Origin of the sequence: Oerskovia enterophila, assembly GCF_044748475.1 — a bacterium.
GTDB classification, from domain to species: Bacteria; Actinomycetota; Actinomycetes; order Actinomycetales; family Cellulomonadaceae; genus Oerskovia; species Oerskovia enterophila.
Map to the genome: position 1 here is coordinate 52,116 of NZ_JBIVFZ010000008.1, position 26,457 is coordinate 78,572.

At 71.7% G+C, this 26,457-nt stretch carries 26 protein-coding genes; 14 read left to right on the plus strand and 12 right to left on the minus strand.

Annotation, left to right across the window (positions count from 1 at the left end):
- The first annotated feature begins 81 nt into the window (after positions 1–81).
- The gene (locus ACIPWA_RS19625; protein WP_068709027.1) at positions 82–1,320 is read left to right on the plus strand and encodes an amidohydrolase; all 1,239 of its coding nucleotides are present in this window, start codon (positions 82–84) and stop codon (positions 1,318–1,320) included.
- A gap of 147 nt (positions 1,321–1,467) precedes the next feature.
- On the opposite strand, the gene ACIPWA_RS19630 is transcribed toward ACIPWA_RS19625, so the two are convergent.
- Positions 1,468–2,868 (minus strand): glutamate decarboxylase, encoded by a 1,401-nt coding sequence (locus ACIPWA_RS19630; RefSeq protein WP_056644395.1) that lies wholly within the window; start codon positions 2,866–2,868, stop codon positions 1,468–1,470.
- A gap of 251 nt (positions 2,869–3,119) precedes the next feature.
- Between ACIPWA_RS19630 and ACIPWA_RS19635 the strand changes: the two genes are divergently transcribed.
- Positions 3,120–3,803 carry a TetR/AcrR family transcriptional regulator gene (locus ACIPWA_RS19635; protein ID WP_400292283.1) on the plus strand — a complete coding sequence of 228 codons (684 nt, stop codon included), beginning with the start codon at positions 3,120–3,122 and terminating at the stop codon, positions 3,801–3,803.
- A 109-nt stretch (positions 3,804–3,912) separates the two neighbouring features.
- Positions 3,913–4,647: a glucose 1-dehydrogenase gene (locus ACIPWA_RS19640; protein WP_400292284.1), complete on the plus strand. Its 735-nt coding sequence runs from the start codon at positions 3,913–3,915 to the stop codon at positions 4,645–4,647.
- Positions 4,648–4,701: 54 nt separating this feature from the next.
- On the opposite strand, the gene ACIPWA_RS19645 is transcribed toward ACIPWA_RS19640, so the two are convergent.
- Both ACIPWA_RS19645 and ACIPWA_RS19650 read right to left on the minus strand, forming a co-directional pair.
- Positions 4,702–5,091 carry a TraR/DksA family transcriptional regulator gene (locus ACIPWA_RS19645; RefSeq protein ID WP_400292286.1) on the minus strand — a complete coding sequence of 130 codons (390 nt, stop codon included), beginning with the start codon at positions 5,089–5,091 and terminating at the stop codon, positions 4,702–4,704.
- A gap of 187 nt (positions 5,092–5,278) precedes the next feature.
- Positions 5,279–5,923, minus strand: coding sequence for a dihydrofolate reductase family protein (locus ACIPWA_RS19650; protein WP_068625047.1), 645 nt, complete (start codon positions 5,921–5,923; stop codon positions 5,279–5,281).
- 138 nt (positions 5,924–6,061) lie between these two features.
- Here ACIPWA_RS19650 and ACIPWA_RS19655 point away from each other — a divergent pair, with 138 nt between their 5' ends.
- The 6 genes from ACIPWA_RS19655 (at position 6,062) to ACIPWA_RS19680 (ending at position 11,042) form a co-directional block, all read left to right on the plus strand.
- Positions 6,062–6,610, plus strand: a complete 549-nt coding sequence (locus tag ACIPWA_RS19655) for a type II toxin-antitoxin system RatA family toxin (RefSeq protein ID WP_400292289.1) — start codon at positions 6,062–6,064, stop codon at positions 6,608–6,610.
- A gap of 126 nt (positions 6,611–6,736) precedes the next feature.
- Positions 6,737–7,663 (plus strand): quinone oxidoreductase family protein, encoded by a 927-nt coding sequence (locus ACIPWA_RS19660; RefSeq protein ID WP_400292291.1) that lies wholly within the window; start codon positions 6,737–6,739, stop codon positions 7,661–7,663.
- A 107-nt stretch (positions 7,664–7,770) separates the two neighbouring features.
- Complete coding sequence (locus ACIPWA_RS19665; RefSeq protein ID WP_400292293.1) at positions 7,771–8,193, plus strand: MmcQ/YjbR family DNA-binding protein; 423 nt, start codon at positions 7,771–7,773, stop codon at positions 8,191–8,193.
- A gap of 289 nt (positions 8,194–8,482) precedes the next feature.
- Positions 8,483–9,910, plus strand: a complete 1,428-nt coding sequence (locus tag ACIPWA_RS19670; RefSeq protein ID WP_400292296.1) for a sensor histidine kinase — start codon at positions 8,483–8,485, stop codon at positions 9,908–9,910.
- Positions 9,907–10,578: a response regulator gene (locus ACIPWA_RS19675; protein WP_400292299.1), complete on the plus strand. Its 672-nt coding sequence runs from the start codon at positions 9,907–9,909 to the stop codon at positions 10,576–10,578. The genes ACIPWA_RS19670 and ACIPWA_RS19675 overlap by 4 nt, the downstream gene beginning before the upstream one ends.
- Positions 10,579–10,742: 164 nt before the next feature.
- Positions 10,743–11,042, plus strand: coding sequence for an SHOCT domain-containing protein (locus tag ACIPWA_RS19680; protein WP_400292301.1), 300 nt, complete (start codon positions 10,743–10,745; stop codon positions 11,040–11,042).
- Positions 11,043–11,137: 95 nt separating this feature from the next.
- Here the strand turns inward: ACIPWA_RS19680 and ACIPWA_RS19685 are convergent, their stop codons facing one another.
- From ACIPWA_RS19685 to ACIPWA_RS19700, 4 genes are all read right to left on the minus strand, one after another.
- Positions 11,138–12,643 carry a dicarboxylate/amino acid:cation symporter gene (locus ACIPWA_RS19685; RefSeq protein ID WP_068709017.1) on the minus strand — a complete coding sequence of 502 codons (1,506 nt, stop codon included), beginning with the start codon at positions 12,641–12,643 and terminating at the stop codon, positions 11,138–11,140.
- A gap of 509 nt (positions 12,644–13,152) precedes the next feature.
- On the minus strand, positions 13,153–13,563 hold the full coding sequence (locus ACIPWA_RS19690) for a hypothetical protein (RefSeq protein WP_400292303.1): 411 nt from the start codon (positions 13,561–13,563) through the stop codon (positions 13,153–13,155).
- A gap of 55 nt (positions 13,564–13,618) precedes the next feature.
- Positions 13,619–14,044 (minus strand): hypothetical protein, encoded by a 426-nt coding sequence (locus ACIPWA_RS19695; RefSeq protein WP_400292305.1) that lies wholly within the window; start codon positions 14,042–14,044, stop codon positions 13,619–13,621.
- Between the two features lie 243 nt (positions 14,045–14,287).
- Positions 14,288–16,033 (minus strand): CocE/NonD family hydrolase, encoded by a 1,746-nt coding sequence (locus tag ACIPWA_RS19700; protein ID WP_400292307.1) that lies wholly within the window; start codon positions 16,031–16,033, stop codon positions 14,288–14,290.
- A gap of 121 nt (positions 16,034–16,154) precedes the next feature.
- Between ACIPWA_RS19700 and ACIPWA_RS19705 the strand changes: the two genes are divergently transcribed.
- From ACIPWA_RS19705 to ACIPWA_RS19720, 4 genes are all read left to right on the plus strand, one after another.
- The gene (locus ACIPWA_RS19705; protein ID WP_082849059.1) at positions 16,155–16,832 is read left to right on the plus strand and encodes a TetR/AcrR family transcriptional regulator; all 678 of its coding nucleotides are present in this window, start codon (positions 16,155–16,157) and stop codon (positions 16,830–16,832) included.
- Positions 16,829–17,896: a magnesium and cobalt transport protein CorA gene (locus tag ACIPWA_RS19710; RefSeq protein WP_068709009.1), complete on the plus strand. Its 1,068-nt coding sequence runs from the start codon at positions 16,829–16,831 to the stop codon at positions 17,894–17,896. Before ACIPWA_RS19705 ends, ACIPWA_RS19710 begins: the two co-directional genes overlap by 4 nt.
- A 502-nt stretch (positions 17,897–18,398) precedes the next feature.
- The gene (locus ACIPWA_RS19715; RefSeq protein ID WP_400292309.1) at positions 18,399–18,965 is read left to right on the plus strand and encodes a SigE family RNA polymerase sigma factor; all 567 of its coding nucleotides are present in this window, start codon (positions 18,399–18,401) and stop codon (positions 18,963–18,965) included.
- Entirely contained in the window at positions 18,958–19,599 is a 642-nt protein-coding gene (locus ACIPWA_RS19720; protein WP_400292310.1) for a hypothetical protein, read from the plus strand. The genes ACIPWA_RS19715 and ACIPWA_RS19720 overlap by 8 nt, the downstream gene beginning before the upstream one ends.
- A gap of 115 nt (positions 19,600–19,714) precedes the next feature.
- On the opposite strand, the gene ACIPWA_RS19725 is transcribed toward ACIPWA_RS19720, so the two are convergent.
- Entirely contained in the window at positions 19,715–21,742 is a 2,028-nt protein-coding gene (locus ACIPWA_RS19725; protein ID WP_400292312.1) for a penicillin-binding transpeptidase domain-containing protein, read from the minus strand.
- Between the two features lie 183 nt (positions 21,743–21,925).
- Complete coding sequence (locus tag ACIPWA_RS19730) at positions 21,926–23,131, minus strand: MalY/PatB family protein (protein WP_400292314.1); 1,206 nt, start codon at positions 23,129–23,131, stop codon at positions 21,926–21,928.
- Here ACIPWA_RS19730 and ACIPWA_RS19735 point away from each other — a divergent pair.
- The gene (locus ACIPWA_RS19735; RefSeq protein ID WP_400292316.1) at positions 23,124–23,426 is read left to right on the plus strand and encodes a hypothetical protein; all 303 of its coding nucleotides are present in this window, start codon (positions 23,124–23,126) and stop codon (positions 23,424–23,426) included. The genes ACIPWA_RS19730 and ACIPWA_RS19735 overlap by 8 nt on opposite strands.
- A 61-nt stretch (positions 23,427–23,487) precedes the next feature.
- On the opposite strand, the gene ACIPWA_RS19740 is transcribed toward ACIPWA_RS19735, so the two are convergent.
- The 3 genes from ACIPWA_RS19740 to ACIPWA_RS19750 form a co-directional block, all read right to left on the minus strand.
- A complete protein-coding gene (locus tag ACIPWA_RS19740) occupies positions 23,488–24,327 on the minus strand; it encodes a DedA family protein (protein ID WP_068708998.1) in 840 nt (279 codons plus the stop codon).
- 148 nt (positions 24,328–24,475) lie between these two features.
- A complete protein-coding gene (locus ACIPWA_RS19745; protein ID WP_400292317.1) occupies positions 24,476–26,158 on the minus strand; it encodes a polyamine aminopropyltransferase in 1,683 nt (560 codons plus the stop codon).
- Positions 26,159–26,160: 2 nt separating this feature from the next.
- Complete coding sequence (locus ACIPWA_RS19750; RefSeq protein ID WP_056647350.1) at positions 26,161–26,385, minus strand: DUF350 domain-containing protein; 225 nt, start codon at positions 26,383–26,385, stop codon at positions 26,161–26,163.
- Positions 26,386–26,457 lie beyond the last annotated feature (72 nt).

Consider the following 26,457-nt stretch of genomic DNA (forward strand, 5'->3'; position numbering starts at 1 on the left):
CGGCGTCTGATCCTGCTTCCGGTGGGCGCACGGCCCGTCCCCGAGTACTGGGCCCGCCGGGTCGGGGAGAGGATAGAGCGCATGACCACACGCAACAGCATCGCCATCACGAACGGCTACGTCGTCCCCGTCGCCTCCGCACCCCTGGAGAACGCGACCGTCCTCGTCGAGGACGGCGTCATCACGGCCGTCGGCCAGGACGTCGTCGTGCCCGACGGCGTCCGCACGCTCGACGCCGGGGGCCGCTGGGTCCTGCCCGGGTTCGTCGAGTCGCACGGCCACATGGGCGTCATGGAGGAGGCCGAGGGCTGGGCCGGCAACGACACCAACGAGATGACCGACCCCAACGGCGCCGCGCTGCGCGCCCTGGACGCCATCAACATCGAGGACGAGGGCTTCCGTGACGCGCTCGTGGGCGGCGTGACGTCGGCCGTCATCAAGCCCGGCTCGGGCAACCCGATCGGCGGCCAGACCGTCGCGATCAAGACCTGGGGCGGGCGGACCGTCGACGAGCAGGTCATCCGCGAGGCCGTGTCGGTGAAGTCGGCGCTGGGCGAGAACCCCAAGCGCGTCTACGGCGACCAGAAGAAGCTCCCCTCGACGCGCCTCGGCGTGGCGAACGTCATCCGCAAGGCGTTCGTCGACGCCCAGAACTACGTCGCCAAGCGCGATGCGGCGCAGGCCAAGGGCGAGCCGTTCGAGCGCGACCTCGCCAAGGAGACCCTGGGCCGCGTGCTCGCGGGCGAGCTCTACTGGGACCAGCACACGCACCGCGCCGACGACATCGCGACCGCGCTGCGCCTCGCGGACGAGTTCGGCTACCAGCTCGTCATCAACCACGGGACCGACGGCGCCGCGGTCGCCGACGTCCTCGCCGAGCACGACGTCCCCGTCATCTTCGGCCCGCTGTTCACGTCGCGCTCCAAGATCGAGCTGCGCAACCGCAACATCGCGAGCCTCGGGGCGCTCGCCCGCGCGGGCGTGCGCGTCGCGATCACGACCGACCACCCCGTGGTGCCCATCAACTTCCTGGTGCACCAGGCGTCGCTCGCCGTGAAGGAGGGGCTCGACCCCGAGGTCGCGATCCAGGCCCTCACGACCAACCCGGCCGCGTTCCTGGGGCTCGACGACCGCATCGGCTCCCTGCGCCCCGGGCTCGACGGCGACGTCGTGATCTGGTCCGGCGACCCGCTCGACGTGACGTCGCGCGCCGAGAACGTGTTCGTGACCGGCACCGAGGTCTACACGTGGGACCGTGCGGCGGCCGGTGGTCGCGGAGCGGGCCGGGTCGTGGAGCGCGGGGAGCGCTTCGCGGACTGACCCATGGGGTGGGCCGGCCGCTCCCAGCCCGTCCGTCGGTGACGAGGTAGAACGTGCTGCGCGAGGTAGAACCCGCCGAGCACTACGTCGCTCAGCGCGTTCTACCTCGCGTCCCGCGTCGACCTGACCTCTCCGGTCACGCGCACCTCAGTGGTGGAACCCCTTGCTCACGGCCTCGACCGGCATGGGTGACTCGAGCGCGTCGAGGAACGCGATCTCCGTCCGGATGTCGCCGAGCAGGCTGGCCGCCAGGTCGCGGCTCAGCCCGTTGCGCACCACGATGCGCTGGACCGTCAGCTCCTCGAGGTCCACGGGCATGGGGTACGACGGCAGGAGCCACCCCTTGGTCCGCAGCCGCTCGGACAGGTGGTAGAGCGTCCACTTGTCGGTGTAGCCCTTCTTGAGGCTCCAGGCGAAGACCGGGATGTCGCTCCCGTCGTTCCACAGGTCGAACTGCGGCATCTTCGCGATCTCGCCCGAGAGGTAGAGCGCGACGTCCTGCGAGGCCTTCTGCACCTTGTAGTAGCCGTCGTAGCCGAGGCGGAGGAACAGGTAGTACTGGAGCAGGACCTGCGAGCCGGGCCGGGAGAAGTTGAGCGCGAACGTCGGCATGTCACCGCCCAGGTAGCTCACCGAGAAGACGAGGTCCTCGGGCAGCGCAGCCTTGTCCCGCCAGACGACCCACCCGAGCCCGGGGTACACGAGCCCGTACTTGTGGGCCGAGGTGTTGATCGACACCACGCGCTCGACCCGGAAGTCCCACACCAGGTCCGGCTGGAGGAACGGCGCGATCATGGCTCCTGACGCGCCGTCGACGTGGATGGGGACGTCGAGCCCGGTCGCGGCCTGGATCTCGTCGAGCACGGCCGAGATCTTCTCGACCGGCTCGTAGGCCCCGGTGTACGTGACCCCGAGGATCGCGACGACCCCGATCGTGTTCTCGTCCACGTACTTCTCGAGCTCGAACCCGTCGAGCACCTTGTGCTCGAGCGAGATGGGGACGTAGCGGGCCTCGACGTCCCAGTAGTTGCAGAACTTCTCCCAGCAGACCTGGACCGCGCTCGACAGCACGAGGTTGGGCTTCTCGGTCGACTTCCCCGCGGCGCGGCGCGCGTGCTGCCAGCGCCGCTTGAGCGCGAGCCCGCCCAGCATGGCGGCCTCGGAGGACCCGATGGTCGAGGTCCCGATCGTGCTCGCCGGGTCCGGCGCGTTCCACAGGTCGCCGAGGATCTTCCAGCACCGGGTCTCGATCGCGGCCGTGGCCGGGTACTCGTCCTTGTCGATCATGTTCTTGTCGGCGGTCTCGGCGTTGAGCCTCTGCGCGTAGGGGTCCATCCAGGTGCCGACGAACGTCGCGAGGTTGAGGCGGGCGTTGCCGTCGAGCATCGCCTCGTCGTGGACGATCTGGTAGGCCGTCTCGGGGAAGGACTCCCCCGGCGGCAGGACGTTGCGAGGCAGCTCGGTCGCCTCTCCCGGTCGGGAGAACAGCGGGTTCATGGCGACGACGTCGCGCTCCTCGGACTCTGCACCACGGTTCGATCCGGACATGTTCGTCCCTTTGGCAGGAGGGAGGGCGGGTCGGTCGATCCGCCCGACCTTCCCACGGTAGGTCCGTGCCAGGAGGACCGCCCGGCGAGGCGTCCGGGTCGTTCGGGACAGGGCCGACAGGACCGACTTTCCGCCCTTTCCGCGTCTCGGCCGCGCTTAGACGACAGGCGTTGCCAAAATGGTTGCCCGGGCGTACTGTCGAAGTGTCAGCACGTTTCGCGGGCCCGTCCCGCACCCACCGAGGAGGCGACATGGACCCCCGCATCGAACGCACGACCGCAGCACTGCGGACCGCGGTCCTCGAGCTCGCCACCGAGCACGACATCGACGACGTCACCGTGTCCCAGGTCGCCGCGCGCGCCGGGATCAACCGCGCGACCTTCTACGACCACGCGAGCAGCCCGGCCGATCTCCTCACGGGCATCCTGCGCACCGAGCTCGATGCGATCCGCGACGAGCTCTTCGCGGCCGTCGGCGTGACGCCCGACGGCGGAGCCGCCCAGGAGGGCGGGCCCGGCCCGGGTGCACCCCGAGCCGGCACGGAGACGAGCACCGCCACCGCCACGCCCCCCGATCCCCGCCGGGTCGTCGACTCCATCACCCGCTCGGTCGCCGGGCACGTCGACGCGCACGCCGACATCTACGAGCGCGCTCGCGACGGCGGGCTCAGCGCGCCCCTGTTCCGGCTGCTCGCCGAGCACTTCACCGAGACGCTACGAGCCTTCCTCGTGAGCCACCCGCACCTCATGCCGGTCGCCCACGACGCCGGGCCCACGGACGTCGAGCAGGCCGCCCACGCCTACGCGTGCTACGTCGGGCTCGGCTCGGTCGGGGCCCTCGAGGCGTGGCTCGCCACCCCCGTGCCGCGTGACCCGGAGTTCTTCCCCCGGATCGCCCGCACCTCGCTCGCCTCCTGGTGGACCGCGCCGAACTGACCCGGCGCCCCACCGCTCAGGCGGGCTTCACCGCACACCGCACGCTCCGCCGTCGGGCACCCCACGAGGGCTCCCCCGACCCCGGGCACACCCGAAAGGAGGCCCCACCATGGGCCGCGTGTTCAACAAGGTCGCCATCGTCACCGGAGGAACCGGAGGCATGGGCGTCACCCACGCCAAGGCGCTCGTCGCCGAGGGCGGCAAGGTCGTCATCGCCGACCTCGACGACACCAAGGGCGAGGCGCTCGCCACCGAGCTCGGCGAGAACGCCGCGTACATCCACCTCGACGTGACCAAGGAGGAGGACTGGGACGCCGCCGTCGCCTTCACGCTCGAGAAGTTCGGCCGCATCGACGTGCTCGTCAACAACGCCGGGATCGCGAACGCCGCCCCCATCACCGAGTTCACGCCCGACATGTGGCGCAAGATCATCGACATCAACCTCACGGGCACGTTCCTCGGCATCCACGCCGTCGCCCCGGTCATGGCCAAGGCCGGGCGCGGGTCGATCATCAACATCTCGTCGGTCGAGGGCATGCGCGGCAGCGCGGGCCTGCACGGCTACGTCGCGTCGAAGTTCGGCGTCCGCGGGCTCACCAAGTCCGTGGCCCTGGACCTCGGCCCCTCGGGCGTGCGCGTCAACTCGGTCCACCCGGGATTCATCAAGACGCCCATGACCGAGAAGATCAGCCACGACCTCCTGCCCATCCCCCTGGGCCGTCCCGCCGAGCCCGAGGAGGTCTCGCAGCTCGTCCTGTTCCTCGCGAGCGACGAGTCGAGCTACTCGACGGGCTCCGAGTTCATCATCGACGGCGGGCTCATCGCGGGGGTCCCGCACAAGTAGGCCCTCGCACCGGCCGGTCCGGTGGACCCGGGCGGGCGAGGCGTCCGCCCGGGTCTACCTCCTCTCGCGTCCGGACCTGCCGGCGTCCGACGCGCACGCGATGCACAGCCGCGCGGTCGGGCGGGCCTCGAGCCGCGCCTCGCCCACGGGCCCGCCGCACGCCTCGCACGTGCCGTACGTGCCTGCGTCGAGCCGGGCGAGGGCGGCGTCGACCTCGGCGACCTGCTGCTCGGCGAGCCGCTGCAGCGCACCGACCTGGGCTCGCTCGAACGCGATGGTCGCGCCGTCCGGGTCGTGCTCGTCGTCGGCGTTGGAGTCCTTGGACGCCTCGACGATCCCGGCCACCTCGCCGCGCAGGGCCTCGGTACGGGCCGTGCCCTCGTCGCGCAGCGCCAGCAACCGCGCCCGCACGACGGCGTCACGCGCCTCGGGTGCGCCCGTCACCGTGGTCCCGGGGTGTCCGCGCCCAGGAGCGCTCCCCGTGCGGCGTCACGGAGAGGAGGACCGTCGAGCGCACGTGCGACGACGCGCTCGAGGGCGGCACCGGTGTCCATCCCTCGATTGCACCACGGGTCGGCCGGGCACGGGTCCTGCTCCGCGAGCCCGACGGCGAAGCACGCGCGGTCGACCGTCACCGCCGCCAGAACAGGTGGTGCACCACCCCGCTCGGGCTCGGGACGACGTCGAGGTGGAACCGGTCGAGAAGCTCGTCGGGCGACTCCCAGAGCCGGACCCCCGAGCCGAGCTCCACGGGCGAGACTGCGATGTGCAGGGTGTCGACGAGGTCCGCGTCGAGGAACTGGCGGATCGTCGTGGCCCCGCCGCCCACGCGGACGTCCTTGCCGTCGGCCGCCTCCTTGGCCTGCTCCAGGACCGAGGCGGGGTCGCCCTCGACGAAGTGGAACGTGGTGTCCGACAGCGTGATCGACGGGCGCGCGTGGTGGGTCAGGACGAAGACCGGGGTACGGAACGGCGGCTCGTCGCCCCACCAGCCCTGCCACTCGTGGTCCTGCCACGGGCCGCGCTGCGGACCGAACTTGTTGCGGCCCATGATCTCGGCCCCGATGTTGCGCGCGTAGTCGCGCGTCAGGTAGTCGTCCAGCCCGCGGCTGCCCCCGGGCTCGGTGCGCATGGGCCAGCTCGCCGTGGCCCCGGCCCAGGAGAAGAGCCGTTCGGGGTCGACGTGCCCGAACGGCCGCTCCAGCGTCTGGTCCTCGCCCGCGCCGATCCCGTCGCGCGAGACGTTGAAGTTCTGCACTCTCACCAGCTGGGCCACGTGGTCCTCCTGCGTCGTGGACGAAGTCGTCGGGTGGGGAGACCGCCACGGGAGGAGAAACTCATCGCTGCCGACCTCGGGCGCCCGCCCGGGCGACTCCCCCGGGACTCTGTGGGTCCCCCGTGCAAGGATCGGAGCGTGCCCGTCGTCGAGTCGTCCGTGATCGTCCCCGTGGACCCTGCCACCGCATTCGCGGTCTCGCAGACCACGGGCGACGTCCGTCTGCGCTGGGACCCGTTCATCCACTCCCAGCGGTTCCTCGACGACGCGACAGCCCCCGCCAAGGGGGTCCGCACCCTCACCCGGCACCGTGCGGGACTGCGGATGGTCAGCGAGTACGTCTCGTACAACCCGCCGACCAACGTCGGGATGAAGATGGTCGAGGGCCCGTGGTTCTTCGCGAGCATGGCGGGCGGCTGGCGTTTCTCACCCGCCCCTGGCCGTGACGTCGGACACCCCGAGCACGCCGCGACGAGAGCCGTGTGGCGGTACAGCTTCACGTGCCGCCCCGCGTGGCTCGCTCCCCTGGCCGAGCACATCGGGTCGCGGCTCCTGAGCCGCGACATCCAGCGGCGGATCAACGGTTTCGCGCGCGGCTGCGCAGATCCCGTGGTCCTCGCAGCGGTCCGCGAGCAGGCCCCACCGGCGGCCCCCCAGCCCGGGCTCGCGACGCCCGACCGCACCTGACCAGCAGCGCGACCCACCGTCGTCGGGCATGACAGGACTCCGTCCGGGATGGAAGAGTGGCAAACCGGTTTCGCGCGAACCGCACATCTTCCTCCCCGCGCCCCCACATCTCGAAGAGGTAGACCCATGAGCACCGCGATCTTCTACGACCGCCACGGCGGTGTCGACGTCCTGCGCGTCGGCGACGAGCCCGTGCCGGCGCCCGGTGACGGGGAGCTCGTCGTCGCCAACCGCGTGATCGGGGTCAACCCGGCGGACGTGAAGAAGCTCGCCGGAGAGTTCGGCGGTGCCGGTGAGTTCCCGCAGGTGCTCGGCTTCGAGGCCGCCGGGGTCGTCGAGGCCGTGGGCGAGGGCGTCGAGGGCTTCTCGGTGGGCGACGAGGTCGTCTGGAGCGGCACGGGGGCCCAGCGCGAGAGGTCGGTGGTCCAGGCTGCCAAGACGCGGGCCAAGCCCGCCAACGTGTCGTTCGAGCAGGCCGCGGTCCTGCCCGTCGCCGCAGCCGCAGCGTTCTCGGCGCTGGCCCAGGCCGGCGTCGGCGACAAGGACGTGGTGCTGATCCACGGGGCGTCGGGCGGGGTCGGTTCTGCGGCGGTGCAGATCGCGAAGGCCCTCGGGGCGCGCGTCGTCGGCTCGGCGTCCGCGGCGAACCACGACTACCTGCGCGGGCTCGACGCGACGCCCGTGGCGTACGGCCCGGGGCTCACCGACGCGGTCCGCGCCCTGCCGGACGGGCTCTCCGAGGTGACGGCCGTCGTCGACCTGGTCGGGTCGCCGGAGACCGTCGCCCAGACCGTCCAGCTCCTCGGAACCGACGGCCTGACCCGCGACGGCAGCCCGCGCGCCGTGACGCTCGTGGAGACCGAGGAGTCGCTCGCCGCGGGCATCGCGACCAAGACGTCCCGCAAGGGCGCGCTGCGCGAGGCGCTCGCGCTCGCCGAGGCCGGGCTGCTGACCCTGGAGATCTCGGCGCGCTTCCCGCTGACCGAGGCCGCGTGGGCCGTCCAGCAGGTCGCGGACGGGCACGTGCGCGGCAAGGTCGTGCTCGAGGTCTGACGCACCCTCAGCTCTGAGTGCGGAGTTCTTGTGCGACACGCCGGGCGTGTCGCACAAGAGCTCCGCACTCAGCAGCGCGCGTGGGTGCCGCATGGTTCGCTGGAACCATGCCTGCCGCCTCCACGCCCGACGACGCCGCTCACCTCGGCGAGCTGCGTCGCCTCGCCCTGGCCTTCCCCGGCGCGGAGGAGCGGGTCTCGCACGGACGCGTGACGTTCCGGGCCCGCCTGCTGTTCGCGGTCCACGGCGGCATGACCAAGGCCACCCCCACGTCGCCCGCCCGGCAGTACCCGGACGCGCTCCTCGTCAAGGTGGACCCCACCGAGGAGGCCGCGCTCGCGCAGGACCCTCGCTTCTTCGTGCCGGCCTACTACGGGCCGGCCGGCTGGCTCGGGCTCGACCTCGAGGCCGCACCGGTCGACTGGCAAGAGGTCGCCGAGCTGCTGGACATGTCCTACCGCGAGGTCGCGGGCCCACGGCTCGTGGCCCGGCTCGAGGCAGAGGGGTCGCCCGCGGGGCGTCGGTCGTAGCGGGGCGCCAGTCGTCGGGGCGTCGGTCGTAGCAGGGTCGGTCTGGACGGGACCGTCGGCGGTACGTCTTGCTCGGGCCACCCCCTCCCGATCCCCCGGACTCCCCGCGAGGTAGAACGTGCTGCGCGAGGTAGTACGCGCTGCGTTCTACCTCGCGCAGCACGTTCTACCTCGGCACCAGCACCCTGCTCGCGGCACCCCGGCACCGCCAGCCCCCGGCACCCGCGTACCGCCCCCGACGGCACCCCGGTCGGACGCGCCTTCCCTCCCCTCGGCGTAGCGTGGCCGCATGGTCGGCGACGGGAGGTCCGCGGGGTCCCCGGGCACTCCGTGGGGCCCGCCGTGGCATGGCGAGCGGCCCCGCCCGACGGGTCCCTGGTCCTGGTCGCACGACGGCAGCGGGGCCGGGCCGAGCGACAACCCGACCGACCCCGCCGAGCTCACCGGACCGTTCGACCGCCGCCGTCCGCGCCTCTTCCTCGCGATCGTCACGGCGCTCGTCGCGGTCGTCGGCACCCTGGGCGCCGCGCACGGCCAGCCCGACGCCGAGCCCCTCGACGCGCTCGCGCTCGCCCTGGCGCTGGTCTCGCCCCTGGTGCTCGCGACCATCCCGCGCCGCCACGTCCTGGCCACCACCCTGAGTCTCGCCGCGACGGGCGCCTACCTGCTGCTGGGCTACCCGTGGGGGCCCGTGCTCGTCCCGACGGTCGCGGTCCTCGCGGCCGTGATGCTCGCGGGACCGGCTGCGCACGGGCGCGTCGTCGCGTGGTCGGGCGTCGTGGTGCTCGCGGGGATCACGGCCACGGCGGCGACGCTGCGGGGCGGGCCTCCCACGGTCGCGCTGCTCGGAGGGCTCGCGTGGACGACGGTCGCCCTGCTCGCCGCCGGAGGCGCCAGGGGGCGCGTCGCCCGCATGGCGGCGGTCCGTGCGGCCCGGCGCGAGCACGAGGTCAACGCCGTGACGGCCGAGCGCCTGCGCATCGCGCGCGAGCTGCACGACGTCCTGGCCCACTCGCTGTCGGCGATCAACGTGCAGGCGGGCGTCGGGCTGCACCTCCTGGACCGCGACCCCGAGCAGGCTCGTGCGGCCCTCGCCGCGATCCGTGCGACGAGCCGCGAGTCGCTCGAAGAGGTCCGGACCGTGCTCGGCATCGTGCGCGCCGAGGGCGGCGAGGTCCCCCGCTCGCCCGCGTGGGACCTCGGGGCGCTACCGCGCCTGGTCGGGTCGGTCCCGGGCGTCGCGGTCGGTCTCACGGTCGAGGACGCAGCGCACGACGCCGCCCCTCGCCTGGCCGGGATCGTCTACCGCGTGGTCCAGGAGTCGCTCACCAACGTCCAGCGCCACGCGGTGGGCGCCACGCGCACGACGGTCGAGGTCCGGGTGGTCGGCACGGGCGACGCCTCGGCCCCCACACCGCGCACAGGCCTGCCCCGCACCCTCGTGGTCACGGTGTCCGACGACGGAGCCGCCCCCGCGGACCGGCCGGCGGACCCGTCGCGGTCGGGCGGGCACGACGACCGGCTCGACGCCGAGGGATACGGCCTGCGGGGCATGCGCGAGCGCGTGACCGACGCGGGCGGGACCCTCACGGCCGGCCCCGGACCGCGGGGCGGCTTCCTCGTCGAGGCGAGGCTCCCGTGGGAGGCGCGCGGCGCCGTCGGGCCGGACGAGGACCCCACCACCGACCGCACCCCCGCAGACCAGGAGGACCCATGATCCGCGTCGTGCTCGCCGACGACCAGAGCCTCGTGCGCGGAGGCTTCCGCGCGCTGATCGACTCCGAGCCGGACCTCCAGGTCGTGGGCGAGGCCGCGACGGGTGACGACGCGGTGCGGCTCGCGCTCGACCTGCTGCCCGACGTCGTGCTCATGGACATCCGCATGCCCGGCCTCGACGGGCTCGAGGCGACGCGGCGGATCGTGGCGGACCCGGCGGCGTCGGGCGTGCACGTGGTCGTGGTGACCACGTTCGAGCTCGACGAGTACGTGACCGAGGCGATCCGCAGCGGCGCGAGCGGGTTCCTCGTCAAGGACACCGAGCCCGAGGACCTGGTACGCGCGGTGCGGGTCGCCGCGGGCGGGGACGCGCTCCTCTCCCCGACCGTGACCCGCCGGCTGCTCGCGCGCGTGGCCGACGCGACGCGCACCGTCGCGCCCGTGCCCGGGCTCACCGACCTCACGCCGCGCGAGCACGAGGTCCTGGTCGAGGTCGCTCGCGGGCTGTCCAACGAGGAGATCGCGCGGGCGCTGTACCTGTCGGAGTCGACCGTCAAGACCCACGTCTCGCGCGTCATGACCAAGCTGCGAGCACGTGACCGGGCGCAGCTCGTGGTCGCGGCCTACGAGGCGGGCATCGTGCGCCCGGGCTGGGGCCAGGGGCGCTGAGCCTGCCGGCCTCCCCCGGCCCGCGCGGTACCAGCGGGGTACGCGACAGACATCCCCGGGCCGACGACGGACGTCGCCCCGGACGGAAGCCTGGAGACGTGGCCCGCACCCCGCGGCCGGACGCGGCGCCCGCCGCGCGTCACCAGCCCACCCAGGAGGCTCCCATGCTCACCACTCTCACGACCGCGACGACCGACGTCCTCGCCCACGGCGGCGCGGGCTGGGGACCGGGACCGTGGTGGTTCGTCTTCCCGCTGCTGTGGTTCGCCCTGTTCGCCACCGTGATCTTCCTGTTCGCACGCCGGGCGCGACGCGGCGGGGCGTGGGGGCACCCCGGCGGTCCGGGCGCCTGGCGCGGCGGCAACGACCCCGTCTCGATCCTGGGCGAGCGCTACGCACGCGGAGAGATCGACGAGACGGAGTACCGCCAGCGCCTCGAGGTCCTCACGCCCCGGGACCGCTGACCTCCCGGGAAACGCTGAGTGCGGAGTAGTTGTCGTCGATACGTCGCATCGACGACAACTACTCCGCACTCAGCGGGAGGCGGTGGGACGTGGCGTCAGCGCGCCCCGACCAGCTCCTCGTCGGCGGCCGAGGCCGCAGGCTTGTCGGACGCGTTCGCGGTCGACGAGTCGACGTCCGAGGCGACCGCGGACTCGTTCGACTCGTCCTCGTCGTCCGTGAACAGGTCCTCGACGTTCACGCCCTCGTACTGCTCGAGGTCGAGGATGCCCTCACGCTTGGCCACGACCGTCGGCACGAGCACCTGGCCCGCGACGTTGACCGCGGTGCGGCCCATGTCGAGGATCGGGTCGATCGCGAGCAGCAGACCGACGCCCGCGAGCGGCAGGCCCAGCGTCGACAGCGTCAGCGTGAGCATGACGATCGCGCCGGTCAGGCCCGCGGTCGCCGCAGAGCCCACGACGGACACGAACGCGATGAGCAGGTAGTCCGTGAAGGACAGGTCGATCCCGAAGAGCTGGGCGATGAAGATCGCGGAGATCGCCGGGTAGATCGAGGCGCAACCGTCCATCTTGGTGGTCGCGGCGAGCGGCACGGCGAACGACGCGTACTCGCGCGGGACGCCGAGGTTCCGCTCGGTCACGCGCTGCGTCACGGGCAGCGTGCCGATCGAGGAGCGCGACACGAACGCGAGCTGGATCGCGGGCCAGGCGCCCTTGAAGTAGCTCGTGATCTTCAGGCCGTTGGTCCGCAGGATCACGGGGTAGACGACGAACAGCACGAGCGCGAGACCGATGTAGATCGCAGCGGCGAACGTCGCGAGCGGGGCCAGCAGGTCCCACCCGTACGTCGCGACGGCGTTGCCGATGAGGCCCAGCGTGCCGAGCGGCGCGAGGCGGATGATCCACCACAGGACGGTCTGGATGATCGAGAGCGCCGAGCGGTTGAACGCCAGGAACGGGTCGGCCTTCTTGCCCGACTTGAGCGCCGCGATGCCGATGATCAGCGAGATGACGACGATCTGGAGCACGTTGAACGAGATCGACGTGCTCGCGCCGTTCACGACGCCCTCGACCTGCTCGATCTGCGTGCGCGCCCCGATGCCCAGGAAGTTGCTCGGGATGAAGCCGTTGAGGAAGTCGAGCCACGAGCCCGAGCCGCCCGGCTCGCTGCCGTCGGCCGCCGAGAGCGTGGTGTTCGCCCCGGGCTTGAGCACGAGGCCCAGCCCGATCCCGATCACCACGGACACGAGCGCCGTGATGGCGAACCACAGGATGGTCTGGCCCGCGAGGCGCGCGGCGTTGGTCACGTTCCGCAGGTTCGCGATCGACGCGACGATCGCCGTGAAGACGAGCGGCGGGACGATCGCCTTGAGCAGCGTCACGAACGACGAGCCGATCGTCGCGAGCGTCGTCGTGAGCCAGTTCGGGACCTCGTCGGGGGTGCCGGCGCCGGACGCGGGGCCCATCGACAGCGCGGCCCAGCCGAGCAGCACGCCCAGCACGAGGGCGACGAGGATCTGGACCGTGAAGGACGGCGCCTTCAGGCGGCGCTTGGGCGCGGGGGCACCGTTCGCGGACTTCTCCGGCGCGGCGGGAGCCACGGCCTGCGAGGAGGAAGAGGAGGAGGGCACGGTTCTGCTTTCTTCGTCACGGGCGCGTGGGGCGCCCAGGGATCGCGAGCATCGCGAGAGGGAGGGAGTGCAGTCGTCCCGGCCCGGAGGAAGGAGGATCCCGACGTCGGGGTCGCGTGGACGCGAGCCCGTACGGGTCGCGCGCCTCGTGCGCAGCGCAGCCGGAGCGGGTCCGTGCAGCACGGGCTCGCGGCGGGCACGCCGAGGTCAGGAGGGTGGGGAGGACTGCTGTGCGGGCCGCGGGGCCCAGCGGTTCAGTGGGTCAACAACAGAGCGCGCTGGCGACTCGTCGCAGATCGACGTCACGGCGCGCGGTGAAGTTCCACCGGTTCAGCAAGGATTCGACTCCCGTTCGGGCCGGCCCGAGGACCGGCGGTGCGGGCGATCGTCGCCCGCGGCTACCGATAGTAGCCGAGGAAGGAACGCCGTCGGACCGTCGGTGTATTCCCTGGGACGCGGCGGCGTCTCCGCAGGACCCGCTACGGAGCCTCGATACGAAGCCCGGCCAGGGCCTCGGGGACGGGCGACCGCCCGGGCCCGCCCGCCCGCACCCAGCGGTGCAGCGCCTCGCTCGACGCGTCGCCGGCCAGCCGTTCGAACCAGACCGGGACTGCCTCGACCCGGGCGGCGGGCGTGGGGCGCACGACGACCACGTCCCCGCGCTCGCACGCGTCGAGACAGTCGACCAGGGTCAGGCCCGCGTCGCCGCTCGCGGCGATCGCCTCGACCCGCGCGAGCTGGCCGCCCGGGAGTGGGTCGCCCGCGCCGAGCGTCTCGCCCACGCACAGGCGGCACACGGTCAGTCCGGGGACGGTCCTGCGAGGACGTCGCGTCGCGCTCCCGCCAGGATCCGTCCTGTCGGCCTCGGTCCTGCTCTCGTTCCCTCGCACCGGCCAAAGATACCCCCATGAGGTATTGGCCCCGAGCCTGCCGGATCGCAGTGCGTCAGGTCGCGCACAGCAGGGCGACGAAGAGCACGAGCGCGACGACGAGGGTCGCGACGAGCCACGCACGTGCGTGCCGAGGGCGTGCCATCGCGAGCCCCAGAAGCACGGGAGCCGCAAGGAGGCCCACCGTCGCGGCGAAATACTGGGGTGCTCCGTCGCACGGGCCTCCGAAGGCGTCCTCGCACGTGTCGCTGGTGGAATCGAGCCCGAGGAGCAGCGCGAGGAGCGCGGGTGCCGCGACGAGGAGAAGTCCGAGGACGGTCACGAGAGTTCCGGCGGTGGTGCGTGCGTTGCGCGCGCGGAGCTCGGCTCCTGGAGGCATTCGGTACGTCATCAGGTCCCTGTTCAGCGCAGGCGTGTGGCCGTCCGTCTGCCGCTCGGACGAGATGTCCGCTGCGCCCGACCGGTCGCTCTCGCACTCCATGCCCGTGAGTCTCGCAGCGACCCGCCCATCCTGGGAGCACTTGCGCCCCGACCAACGGATCCTCAACACCCTTTTCACCCACGCTTTGCGAAGACAAGATGCTCTCGACGAGGTTCTGCTGCGTCGCAGTACCGACGGAGGTCTCAACCGATCGACGCACCACCCGGCGGTACGTGTTGCACCTCGCAACCCACGCCGTGCGTCCGCCCACCTCGCCCGAAGGTGAGGCGGGCGGACGTGGAGTCACACGGTCAGGACCGGGAGCTGGAGGTAGGAGGGCCGGTGTCCACCGGTGTGGACGACGTGCTTGCCTGCGTTGACGGTGGAGGTGTACTCGCGGTTGCCGGGCATCATGGTGCCCAGGAGCGAGCGTCCGCTGACGACGAGACGCAGCTGTTCGCCGGGGTGGAACGCCAGGCCCACGGGGAGCAGGTCGATCTCGACGTCGACGACCTCGCCGGGCACGAGCTTGGCGACACGGTCGAAGGTGTGGGAGGGGACGTCGTCGGTGGAGAGCCCTTCGTCCAGGTGGCGCAGGGAGACGCGCAGGCGCCCGTCGGAGCCCTTGTAGCGCAGGATCGAGGCTCCGCGCTCGGTGACGTCGTGGACGATCGCGCCGTGGTTGAGCACGGTGAACTCCTGCAGCGGCGTGCCGTGCGCGTCGAGCTTCTGGACGAGGACGAACAGGTCCATGTCGTCGGAGCCCTGCGCCTCGACCCACAGGTGCGCCTTGGGGTATCCGACGAGGACGGTCTCGGTCGCGAAACGCGTCACGAACGACACCACGTCCGGGTTGCCCCCGACGGCGTAGCCAGCTGTGCTCTCCGTAGCGGGCGGCGTCGTCGACAGGGTGCGAGCGGCGCCGTCGAGGTAGTACGTCGTGGACGTGACCTCCGCGGGCGGGAACTGGTCGGCAGGGACGTCCACCCGGTCGCCGCCTTCCAGGTCGAGCACGGAGTAGCGCACGCGCGGCGTCTGCTCCCACCCGTTGTCCTGGCCCTTGAGGACGTGGTCGAAGAACCGACGAAGGTCTTCGACGTTGGCCTCGTCGTAGTAGTCGGGCCACTCCTGGCTGTTGTGGATGCGTAGCCACTTGTCCTGCGAGGCCATGCGGCGCCAGGCACGGAACGTGCCCTGGGTGTGCAGGGTGTTGGAGTAGGAGGCGACGACGTACGCAGGCACGGTGATCTTGTCGAAGTCGGGGATCTTGTCCTCCCACAGCTCGCCCATGAGCGGGTACCGGGCTGCCTCGGCGAGGATGTCCTCGCGACGGCCCTTCCCCCAGTAGCTGTTGTCCTGGAGCTGTTCGGCGAACCCGGTGTCGGGCATCCCGCCGCGCATCACGAGGTCGCGGTAGACGTCGCTCACGCCTTCCCACGGGTTGATCGCAGCGAGGTGCGGGGGCTGCTCGGCCGCGGTGAACCACTGCGAGACAGCGAGGTAGGACGTGCCGCTCATCGCGACCTTGCCCGAGCACCAGTCCTGCTCGGCGAGCCACTCGACCAGGTCGTAGGCGTCGCGGCCCTCCTGGCGATCCCAGATGACACTGTCCCCCTCGGACTCGGCCACGCCCCGGATGTCGGGGTTGCAGACCGCGTAGCCGCGCGCGCACCAGTACGCGGGGTCAGGCCCCTCGAACTTCTCGAGCCCGGACACGGTGCCGTTGTCGAGCCCGACCATGCCGAAGATGCCCATCACGCTCGCCGAGGTCCCCTGGCCCTTGCCGTAGGGGCTCCACGCCACGATGACCGGCACCTGCTCGGTCCCGGCGGGCCGGAAGACGTCGACGTGGATCGTCACCCCGTCGCGCAGCATGACGGGCACGTCCTTGTCGAGCACGACGTCGACCGGCAGAGGCTTGAACGGCGGCGCGATCTGGAACCCCGCCGCGAGTGTCCGGGTCCCCGGCTCGTAGCCGCTCAGGATCCCGTACCGGGGACCCGGCTCCAGGGGCTGGGACGGCACATACACCTTCTGGTCGACGCTCATCGTGAGCTCCTCGTCTCTGTCGAGCCCGGGACGGGCTCTGCCAACTCCTCGACCGTACGACCGCTGGACGGAAAACTCAACACCTGTTGAGATGAAGGCTGTGGACCGGTACCTTCGGAGCATGACCACACACACGAGCCCGGCTTCCCCGGCGCGGCGCGGGCGTCGACCAGGTGCGACCTCGACCAGGCAAGCCGTCCTCGACGCGGCTCGCGCCCGGTTCGCGGCCGACGGCTTCACGGCGACCACGATCCGCCGCGTCGCATCCGACGCCGGCGTCGACGCTTCGCTCGTGATGCAGTTCTTCCGGTCCAAGGACGAGCTCTTCGCGGCCGTCATGTCCGTGCCGACAGGCGCACTCTCGCGCTTCAGCGCGGCGTTCGAGGGGCCCGATCGCGGCCTCGGGGAACGGGTGGTTCGGGCCTTCCTCGGTATCTGGGAGGAGGACTCCCACAGCGCTGCCCCGCTGATGGCCATGCTGCGCGGCGCCATCGTCAACGATCAGGCAAGTGCCCAGCTGCGCGAGTTCCTCCAGGAGCGCCTCCTTGTCGACGCCGTCGCGTCCCGCGACGTCGAGGACGCGACGCTCCGCGCGGGGCTCGTATCGTCGATGCTGGTCGGGCTCGTGGTGGGACGGGGAATCGTCGGCGTCCCCACGCTGGCGCGGGCAGACCGTGAGACGCTGGTCGCCCTCGTCGGTCCCGCCGTGCAGGCGATGCTCGCCCCGGCACCTGCGGCCGTCGATGACGGGGAAGAGGACGAGGTCGACGACCCGTGCGACAAAGGGATGAACCGATGACGACGATCGACAGCCGCATCTACGTCGACGGACACCGCACCGCGTCCCCACCTGACCTCAAGGACGTCGCCGACGACCTGGAGCGCTCGGGGGGCGTCGCATGGATCGGGCTGCTGGACCCGAGCGAGGACGATCTCGAGACCGTCGCGGCGAGGTTCGGTCTGCACCCGTTGGCTGTCGAGGACGCCCACAAGGGGCACCAGCGCGCGAAGCTCGAACGGTACGGCGAGACCGTGTTCGTCGTGATCCGCCCCGCCTGGTACGACGACCGGGCCGAGCGCGTCGACATCGGTGAGGTGCACCTGTTCGTCGGGCCCCGGTTCGTCATCACCGTCCGACACGGCGACCGACTGGACCTGACAGCGGCTCGCGACGCGCTCGAAGCCGAACCCGAGTTCCTCGGCCGAGGACCCGAGGCGATGCTCACGGCGTTCCTCGACGCCATCGTCGACGGCTATGCGCCCGTCGTCGCCGGCCTGGTGAACGACATCGACGAGGTCGAGGACAGCCTCTTCGGCCGGGGCAACGTGGATCCCGCGTTGTCCAAGCGGATCTACAACCTGCTCTCCCAGGTCATCGCCCTCCAGCGGGCGATCGGCCCACTCCCGGACATGGTGCAAGGACTGCTGCGCGGGGCAGACCGCTACGGCACAGGCGACGAGGTGCAGAACCGGTTGCGCAACGTCCTGGACCACACGCTCCGCGTGACCGAACGCATCGACGGTTCCCGGTCTCTGCTCGAGAACGCCCTGACCGTGCACTCCACGCTCGTCTCGCTCGAGCAGAACGACGCCATGCGCCGCATGTCCAGCGCGAGCCTCGCCCAGGGCGAGGAGAGCCGCCGCCTCGCGGAGGAGACCATCGACCAGGGCGAACAGGTCAAGAAGATCTCCTCCTGGGCCGCGATCTTGTTCACTCCGACCCTCATCGCCGGCATCTACGGCATGAACTTCGACCACATGCCCGAGCTCCACTGGACCTGGGGCTACCCTTTCGCGCTCACACTCATGGTCGGGTTCGGGGTGGGCCTGTGGGGAGTCTTCAAGTGGAGACGGTGGCTCTAGGGCGCGGTCGGCGGGCCCATGAGCCGATCCCACGTACTCCTGGCCGGCCCACGCCTGAGCGGCTGCCCGGTATCGCAGTGACGCTGGTCGAAGAGAGATCGGCGATCTCGGCTACCCCTTTTCGGCCAAGCATCAGGAGAGTCTTTCACTCTGAGATCGGTGCCCTTGACCTGGACGGTGACATTCTCGAGACCCGATCCCGCCGGTCCGGTGCGTTCTGGCAAGAGCTCGGACTCGAACCGGCCGATCGTGAGAAGCTCGCGACGGTCCTCTCACGGACGCAACAGGTCCAGCTCCTCGATGACAACGGTCAGCTCGGACGTGAAGTCGCATGCTCACGCGCGCTTGACGAGATGTGAGGACGACGATCTTCCACCGGGCACCTGCATGACCCCACGACCGAGCGTGGTCGCGCATCTCGACGCCGCCGTGAAGACCGACGATTGGTGCAGGTCCGGATGCAACCTCGGACGGGCGTCGTGCGTCTTGAGGTGGAGAGACCATGCTGACGACGGAGGGCAGGACGATCGACACGACGCTCGAGGACGAGGACACGAGGCCCTTGGCTGTGGTGACTGATGCCACCAAGGCTGCGGCGTTCACCTCGTTCGTCGCATCGACGAACGACGCCCTCTACCGCAGTGCTCATCTGCTCTCCGGCAACCATCATCGTGCCGAGGAGCTGGTGCAGCAGACCTACGAGAGGGTCTGGCGCCGCTGGGACTGGGCGACCGTCGGCGATCCCGTCGGCTACGCGTGGCGGACCCTGTTCAACCTACGCATCGACGGCTGGCGGCGCACCCGCCGCGAAGTGCTGCTCGCCCGGATCGAGGGTGAACCGGTCGCCGGGGCTGAGGTCGCCGTCGCGGAACGGGACCGGATCACCCGGGCCGTCGCAGCCCTGCCACCGAAGCAGCGCCGAGCGGTGGTCCTGCGGTACCTGCTGGACATGTCCGAGGCCGACACCGCCGAGATCTTGGGTGTTGCCCGCGGCACGGTGAAGTCCAACGCGTCGCGAGGCCTGAGCGCACTGCGTCGAGCCCTAGGAGGGGAACCTACCCATGAGTGATGAACAGTTCGCCGCGACGCTGCGACAGGCCGTGGACACCGCACCGGTCCGTTCCCCGCTCGCTCCAGAGGCCGTGACGGCCCGGGTGCGTTCGCGGCAGCGCACCCGGCGCCTGACGGGCGCGGGCGTGACGGCTCTCGCACTGGTGGGGATCGCCACGAGCCTCGGACCCGCGGCCCCCTCCTCACCTCGTGAGACGAACCCCGCAGCGTCCGCTCCCGCTCCATCTCCCACCCCAGCGCCCACCACGAACGAGCGGACAGAAGAACCTGTCGGCACCCCCGGTCGCGAGATCGACCCTGAGCTGCTCGGTTCCAGCATCGTCGGCGGATACGAGGGGTGGTGGAACGGCACCCCGGCCGGCGACACGGGAGGCGTCCTTCCCTTCGACCAGTGGCCTCAGGAGAACCGCGACCATCCCCGCACAGCCACCTACAACACGCGCACCGGAACCCTCGTCGAGACCTTCGACCTCATCGCCCAGGACCCCATCGAGAACTACGTTCCCGTACCGGATCCGACCTGGCCGGCGAACTCCATCGTCATCCTCGACGCTGACACCAACGAGCTCCTCGAGCACTTCCCTGTCCACGAGAACGGCAGCACGGACGGCTACGTGCCCGGATCACCCTGATCCCTCGGCCACGCTGGACCGGCCCGATCTGTTCGTGTGAGTCAGCCGACGGACGCTCGTGCAGGAGCGTGCGTGGACAGAGGCGCGGTGCCGTGAGCACCGCGGCCGCCCCGGGCTACTCCTCCGTGTCCGGCGCCTCGAGGAACGCCTGCATGAGCGGCCCCGCCGTGCCCGACCCGCTGTCCCCGGTCTCGACGAACACCGCGACCGCGAGGTCTCCCTGGATCGCGATCATCCATGCGTGCGCCTGGCTGCCGTCGCCGTACTGGGCCGTGCCCGTCTTGGCCGCGACGTCCCCGGGCAGCGTCTTGAGCGCGACCGCGCTCCCGTCCGTCACGACCGACCGCATGAGGCTGAGCAGGGTCGCGGCCTCGTCCGCGGTGAGCGACGACGGCGCCGGGGTCTCGTCGGCGACGGCGGTCACCTCGGGGCGCACCAGGACGGGCGAGACGCGCGCGCCGTGGGCGACGCTCGCGGCGAGCGTCGCCATGCCGAGCGGCGACGCCTCGACCTTGCCCTGGCCGATGATCGAGGCGGCGTGCTCGGTCCCCTCGGCCGATGCGGGCACCGAGCCGAAGAACGCGGGCGCGCCCAGCTCGGACTCGACGCCCAGGCCGAGGTCCGCGGCCGCGTCGTGCAGAGCCTGCTGCGAGACGGCGTCGCGCTGGGAGATCATCGCGGTGTTGCACGAGTTGGCGAACGCGGTACGGAAGGGCACCTCGCCCAGGGCCGACGTCGGGTACCCCGGCACGTTCTGGAACTCGCGCCCGTCCACCGAGAGGGTCGGCGTGCACGACACGACCGACTCGGGGGTGAGCCCCGTGCGCAGCATCGCGAGCGCCGAGGCGACCTTGAACGTCGAGCCGGGCGCGTACTTGCCGGTCGTGGCCGTGGACGTCCCGTCGCCGCCCGGGCCGCTCGCCGCGACCAGGACGTTGCCGGTCGAGGGCTCGATCGCGACGATCGCGCTCGCCGACGGGACCCCGGCCAGGACCGACTCGGCCGCGACCTGCATGTCGGGGCGGAGCGTCGTGGCGAGCGACGCGCCCGCGACGGGTTCGACCGTGAAGACGTCGGTGACGTTCTCCACGGGGTCCGGCTCGCCGTCCAGGTCGGCGTCCTCGCCCGTGTCCTCGCCCGCGCTCCCGTCCGCGACGATGCTCACGGTGATCCCCGGGTTCCCTCGCAGCTGGACGTCGTACTGCCGCTGGAGACCCGACAGCCCGACGGTGTCCCCCGCGACGACCCTGCCCTCCGACTCCTCGACGGCCTCCGCGGTCGCGTCCCCGACGCGGCCCAGGATGGCGCGCGCGAACGTGCGGGTCGGCGCGAGGTCGAGGGTCCCAGGAATCACCGAGGCCCCGTCGATCGCCTCGACCGCCCCGACGTCGATGCCCGCGGTGTCGTCCTGACGGACCACGATCGCCTCGACGAACGCCTTCTCGCCCGCCCCTGCGACCTTCTGCGCGTACGCCTCGACGTCGATCCCGACGGCCGTGGCCACCTCGCGCGCGACCCCGTCCTGCCGGGCCGGGTCGAGGTTCATCTTGTCGACGCCGATCCGGTGCACGGGCCGCGGCTCGACGATCGGCATGCCGTCGCCGCCGAGGATCTGCCCGCGGTCGGCGCGCACGCGCGTCACGGCCAGCCGGTCGCCGTCGGCGAGGTCCGGGACCAGGACGTCGGGCTTCCAGGCCACGGCCCACCGCGCGGGTCCGTCCTCGCCCTTCGCGGGTTCCTGGAGCGCCAGGTCGACGGTCGTCTCGTACGTCCAGGGCGTGGCGTCGGTGACGTCCCAGCTGTACGCGAGCGTCGCGGTGGCCGCCTTGCCCTTGTCGTCGCCCTCGGCGACGACGTCGACGTCGGCCACCGTGACCGTGTGCTCGACCTCCGCGAGGGGCTCGAGGACCGCATCCCGGTGGGCCGCGACGTCGATGGTGGCCCGCGTGAACGTGACGCCCTCGAAGTCTCCCTCGGAGATCGCGGTCGCGAGCGCCGCGGCCGCGTCCTCGGCGCTGGGAGGCTCCTCGGTGCACGCCGTGAGGACCAGTGCGAGGGTGGGGAGGAGGAGGAGGGCACCGACCCGGACGGACCCCCGCCCTCCGGTCGACCTCGTGCTCCGGCGGTGCTGGTCGAGACTCACGTGCTCCCCCTCACGGTGTGCCGGTCGCAGACCGACAGAAACGGCGATCCGGGCGTCGTCGCCCGGGAGCGAGGCTAGCCCACCCGGCCCGGACCGTCGTCGTCGGGCATGGCCCTGCACCACTGCAACCCCGAGCCTCCACACGATCCCCGCGGACGCCGCGCCGGCACCGTGCGCGCCTGTTCAGCGTCCGGCCGGGCCGCCCTTCGCGGCCTCGCCCATGCGACGCACGGCCTCGGTGAGCACCTCCTGGCTCGTCGCCAGGTTGAGGCGCACGTGCCCCGCTCCGCCAGGACCAAAGTGCCTCCCGTCGTTGAGCGCGACCTTGGCCCGGTCGAGGAAGAACCGGTAGGGGTCGTCCGCGACGGACGACGCGTCGAGCCAGGCGAGGTAGGTGCCCTGCGTGGGTTCGTAGCGGACCTGGGGCAGGTGCTCCTCGAGGAGATCGGTCAGGAGCAGCTTGTTGCGGCGGATGCCGCGCAGGACCGCGTCGAGCCACACCGTGCCCTGCGTGAGCGCCGCGGCGTGCGCGATCACGGACAGGTGCCCGACGCCGTGCACGACCTCCTCGGGAATCCGCCGCAGGTCGGCGGCCGCCTCGGGTCCGCCCACCGCGACGGCGGCCTTGAGGCCCGCGAGGTTCCAGGCCTTGGACGCCGACAGGACCGCGATCGAGCCCTCGGCCCCGGCCACGGTCACGATGGGGGTGTAGGCCACGCCGGGCGCGGTGATGGGCGCGTGGATCTCGTCGGACACGATCCGCACGCCGTGGCGGCGGGCCAGGGCGGCGAGGCCCTCGAGCTCGGCGCGCGTGTGGACCGTGCCCGTGGGGTTGTGGGGGTTGCACAGCAGGTAGACCGCGCGGCGCCCGCTGCCGGGGCCGGTCCCGTTGAGGGTCGCGCCGGTCGCGTCGGCGAACGCCGCGTCGAGCGCGTCGAGGTCGAGCCGGAAGTCCGCGGTGAGCGGCGCGGTGACGATGCGGCGTCCCTCGTTCTGGGTGAACCCGAAGAAGGGCGGGTAGACGGGCGGGCTGACCACGACCGCGTCCCCCGGCCCGGTGAGCACCTTGAGGATCTCCATGAGGCCGAGCATCACGTCGGGCACCATGCGCGTACCCTCGGGGTCGAACGACCAGTCCCAGCGGCGCTTCGCGAACTCGGCGAGCGCCTCGGCGTAGGTGTTGCCGTAGTCGTAGCCCGTGTCGCCCGAGCGCATCGCGGCCGTCACGGCCTCGACCACGGGCGGCGCGAGCTCGACGTCCATCTCCGCGACCCACAGGGGCAGGACGTCGGGCGCGTAGGCGCGCCACTTGAGGCTGGTCCGACGGCGGAGCTCGTCCTGGGTGAGGGCGTCGAGCGGGTTGTCGGTGGCGAAGGGTGAGGTGGTCACGGATCGAGCCTACGTCGAGGCCCCTGCGCCGACCTGGTACCAGCCTGCCGTGGCCCGCTACGCTGCCCGGATGGGCTCCCTCGGCTTCTACTCCGTCCTGATCCTGCTCTACGTCGTGGTGATCGCCGCCGTGGCCGTCCTCGTGATCTGGGCCCTCGTGCTCACGATCCAGCTCCTGCGGAGCGTGCTCGCCGAGCGCAGGGCCCGCGAGGCCGCAGCGATGCGTGCGGCGTACGAGGTCCAGGGACCGCGCGACGCGCAGGGCTACGGTCCGGCTCCCGAGCGCCTCGGCTGACCACCCGGTCCGCACCCCGCGCCGAACCGCCGCACGCCCTGGCGCGGCCCGCGTCGGCCGCTCAGCCGTCCGTGCCGCGCCCCGCGCCCGCCCGGGCCCGCTCGAACACGCCCTTGGGCAGCGCGAGCGTCGTCGTGGGGGTCTTGGTGCGCCGGACCGCACCCGGCTCGGGGACGGGCGCGTCGTCGTCGGGCGCGTCCGGGGCGAGGCCGCGCGCGTGCGCGGGCGGCGCTCCCCCGAAGACCGCCCTGGACACCCGCAGCACCACGAACACGAGCACCGCGACCGCGACGGCCGCGATGACGATCTTCTGCAGGACGCCCGCGTACTCCTCGACGAGGTGCCAGCTCTCGCCCAACGCGTAGCCCGCACCCACGAAGATGCTGTTCCAGATGAGGCTGCCCGCGGTCGTCAGGACCACGAACTTGGGGAGCGGCATGCGGTCGACACCCGCGGGGAGCGAGATCAGGCTCCGGAAGATCGGGATCATCCGGCCGAAGAACACGGCCATGCTGCCGTGCTTGTGGAACCAGGCCTCGGTGCGGTCGACGTCCTTGAGCTTGACCAGGGGCAGCCAGCCGATGATCTTGCGCGTGCGCTCACGGCCCACCAGGACGCCCACGTAGTAGAGCGCGATCGCGCCCACGAGCGAGCCGATCGTCGTCGCGACGATCGCCGCGAAGACGTTGAAGCTGCCCCGGCTCGCCGTGAACCCGGCCAGCGGCAGGATGACCTCGCTCGGCAGCGGCGGGAAGAGGTTCTCGAGCGCGATCGCGAGCCCTGCGCCGAACACGCCGAGCGTCTCCATGAGCGACACGGCCCACCCGGCGACACCCCCGAGGTCGGGTTCGCTCGCGGCGGCCGCGTGCACGAGGTCGGCGGGAAGGATCGAGAAGGGCATGCGCAGACTGTAGACGGCGAGGACCGGACAATTCGAACCCGGGCGTGTCACGTGTGGGGGGCGTGCAGGACTGCCGCTGAGTGCGGAGTTCTTGTGCGACACGCCGGGCGTTTCGCGCAAGAACTCCGCACTCAGCGGCGGGCGCCGTTCAGTACCGCCAGCGCGACATGTCCTGCTGGTACGTCCGGTAGATCAGGGGCGACAGCAGCGTCGAGGCCTTCATCTCGACCTCGGGTCCCGGGTGGTCGCCCGCGAGCGTCGCGGTGGCCCGCAGCGAGTCGAGCGTGTGGAAGCGCAGCCCCTCCGGGAGGGGCGTGGCGCCGAAGAGGCGCGCTCCGCCGTCGGGCCCGAGGGTCCCGTCCGCCGCGGACCCACCCTGCCCCGGCGCGGCCGGGAGCGACAGGACGAAGCCCCACTCCCCGAACGACGGCACGTTGACCGACAGCGGCACCACGGTCCGGCCCGGCGAGCCCGCACGGACGGTCGCCGCGACCTGCCAGTACGCGTTCGGCGTGAAGTACGACGACGTCGCCTGGGTCGCGTACACGCCCCCGGGCCGCAGGTGGTTCGCGACCATGGCGTAGAACTCGGTCGAGTAGAGCTTGGCGATGCGCTCGTTGGACGGGTCGACCAGGTCGATCAGGACCGCGTCGAACGTCTGGTCCGTGGTGTCCATGAACCGGAACGCGTCGCCGTTGACGACCGTGACGCGCGGGTCGTCGAACGAGTGCTCGTTGAGCTCGCTCACGAGTCGGTCGGTCCGGGCGAGCTCGGTCACGGCCGGATCGAGGTCCACGACCGTGACCTCCCGGACGCTCGGGTAGCGCAGGACCTCGCGCGCGAGCAGCCCGTCCCCTCCCCCGAGGATCGCCACGGACGCGGGCGCGGCGACCGACGTGAGCGTCGCGTGCGCGAGCGTCTCGTGGTACCTCGCCTCGTCGACCGACGAGAACTGGAGCTGGTCGCTCAGGTAGAGCCGGACGTCGTCGCCGAACGTCGTCAGGACGAGCTTCTGGTACGACGTCGACTCGTAGTGGACCACCGGGTCCTGGTAGAGCCTCGTGTTGATCGCACCCTCGATCGCGTTCGACGCCGCGAAGCACACCACGAGGAGGACCACCGTCGCCCAGCTGAACCACGTCCAGCGCGTGCGCCGCCCCATGCGCCGCAGCATGAACACCGCGACCAGCACGTTGAGCAGCGCGACCGCGTACGCCGTCCGCATGAGCCCCAGGTACGGGAGCATGACGAACGGGAAGAGCAGCGACGCGGCGAGCGCGCCGAAGTAGTCGACCGCGAGCACCTTCGACAGCAGCCCGACCGACTCGTCGCGCCCGTGCTCCTTGAGCAGCGCGACGAGCAGCGGGATCTCGACGCCGATCCCCACACCGATCGCGAGCGAGAGCAGCACGAAGACCAGCCAGTACACCTGGGTCAGGCTGAACGCGGCGTAGAGGATCAGGACCGAGCTGCCGCCCAGCAGGGCGAGCGCGACCTCGTTGCGCACGAAGTTCAGGCCGGGGTTCGTGGCCAGGCGCGTCGCGAGGAGCGAGCCGATCCCCATGCCGAACAGCGTCAGGCCCGTCGCGACCGAGAACGCGACGACCGAGTCGCCGAACAGGTAGGACGCGGCCGTGCCGAGGATCAGCTCGTAGATGATCCCGCCGACCGCGACGAGCAGCGCCGCCGCGAACACGGTCGGCTTGTCCATGCTGCGGCCCGACGGCGGCGCGTCGCCCGGGAGCGGAGCGTCGCCCGACGGCGGCGCGTCGCCCGGGAGCGGCTCGCCCCCGGCGAGCGGCGCGGTCTCCGTCTGCGTCTCGCCGGCCACGGTCAGGAGAGGATCGTCCCCGCGATGATGATCCCGATGGCGATGGCCAGCCCGGCGATCATGATCCCGAAGGCCGTGTTGTGCTCGTCGACGAGCTCACGGTGCAGGTTGAGCTTGAAGAGGTAGTTGACGATCACGATCGTCAGGACGAGCAGGACGATGCCCAGGACCGAGTAGACGATCGTGGACAGGAAGGCGTCGAGGCGCAGCTGGTCGAGGATGCTCATGGTTGCTCCAGGTGGGTCGCGGTGCGGTCGGGTGGTCGGTGAGGACGGGTCGTGCTGAAGGGCTTCGGGTGC

What these genes read in the sequence shown, in the direction of transcription:
- ACIPWA_RS19625 (WP_068709027.1), top strand. Translation starts at nt 82, where the DNA reads ATGACCACACGCAACAGCATCGCCATCACGAACGGCTACGTCGTCCCC.
- ACIPWA_RS19630 (WP_056644395.1), bottom strand. Translation starts at nt 2,868, where the DNA reads ATGTCCGGATCGAACCGTGGTGCAGAGTCCGAGGAGCGCGACGTCGTC.
- ACIPWA_RS19635 (WP_400292283.1), top strand. Translation starts at nt 3,120, where the DNA reads ATGGACCCCCGCATCGAACGCACGACCGCAGCACTGCGGACCGCGGTC.
- ACIPWA_RS19640 (WP_400292284.1), top strand. Translation starts at nt 3,913, where the DNA reads ATGGGCCGCGTGTTCAACAAGGTCGCCATCGTCACCGGAGGAACCGGA.
- ACIPWA_RS19660 (WP_400292291.1), top strand. Translation starts at nt 6,737, where the DNA reads ATGAGCACCGCGATCTTCTACGACCGCCACGGCGGTGTCGACGTCCTG.
- ACIPWA_RS19665 (WP_400292293.1), top strand. Translation starts at nt 7,771, where the DNA reads ATGCCTGCCGCCTCCACGCCCGACGACGCCGCTCACCTCGGCGAGCTG.
- ACIPWA_RS19670 (WP_400292296.1), top strand. Translation starts at nt 8,483, where the DNA reads ATGGTCGGCGACGGGAGGTCCGCGGGGTCCCCGGGCACTCCGTGGGGC.
- ACIPWA_RS19675 (WP_400292299.1), top strand. Translation starts at nt 9,907, where the DNA reads ATGATCCGCGTCGTGCTCGCCGACGACCAGAGCCTCGTGCGCGGAGGC.
- ACIPWA_RS19680 (WP_400292301.1), top strand. Translation starts at nt 10,743, where the DNA reads ATGCTCACCACTCTCACGACCGCGACGACCGACGTCCTCGCCCACGGC.
- ACIPWA_RS19695 (WP_400292305.1), bottom strand. Translation starts at nt 14,044, where the DNA reads ATGGAGTGCGAGAGCGACCGGTCGGGCGCAGCGGACATCTCGTCCGAG.
- ACIPWA_RS19700 (WP_400292307.1), bottom strand. Translation starts at nt 16,033, where the DNA reads ATGAGCGTCGACCAGAAGGTGTATGTGCCGTCCCAGCCCCTGGAGCCG.
- ACIPWA_RS19705 (WP_082849059.1), top strand. Translation starts at nt 16,155, where the DNA reads ATGACCACACACACGAGCCCGGCTTCCCCGGCGCGGCGCGGGCGTCGA.
- ACIPWA_RS19710 (WP_068709009.1), top strand. Translation starts at nt 16,829, where the DNA reads ATGACGACGATCGACAGCCGCATCTACGTCGACGGACACCGCACCGCG.
- ACIPWA_RS19715 (WP_400292309.1), top strand. Translation starts at nt 18,399, where the DNA reads ATGCTGACGACGGAGGGCAGGACGATCGACACGACGCTCGAGGACGAG.
- ACIPWA_RS19720 (WP_400292310.1), top strand. Translation starts at nt 18,958, where the DNA reads ATGAGTGATGAACAGTTCGCCGCGACGCTGCGACAGGCCGTGGACACC.
- ACIPWA_RS19740 (WP_068708998.1), bottom strand. Translation starts at nt 24,327, where the DNA reads ATGCCCTTCTCGATCCTTCCCGCCGACCTCGTGCACGCGGCCGCCGCG.
- ACIPWA_RS19750 (WP_056647350.1), bottom strand. Translation starts at nt 26,385, where the DNA reads ATGAGCATCCTCGACCAGCTGCGCCTCGACGCCTTCCTGTCCACGATC.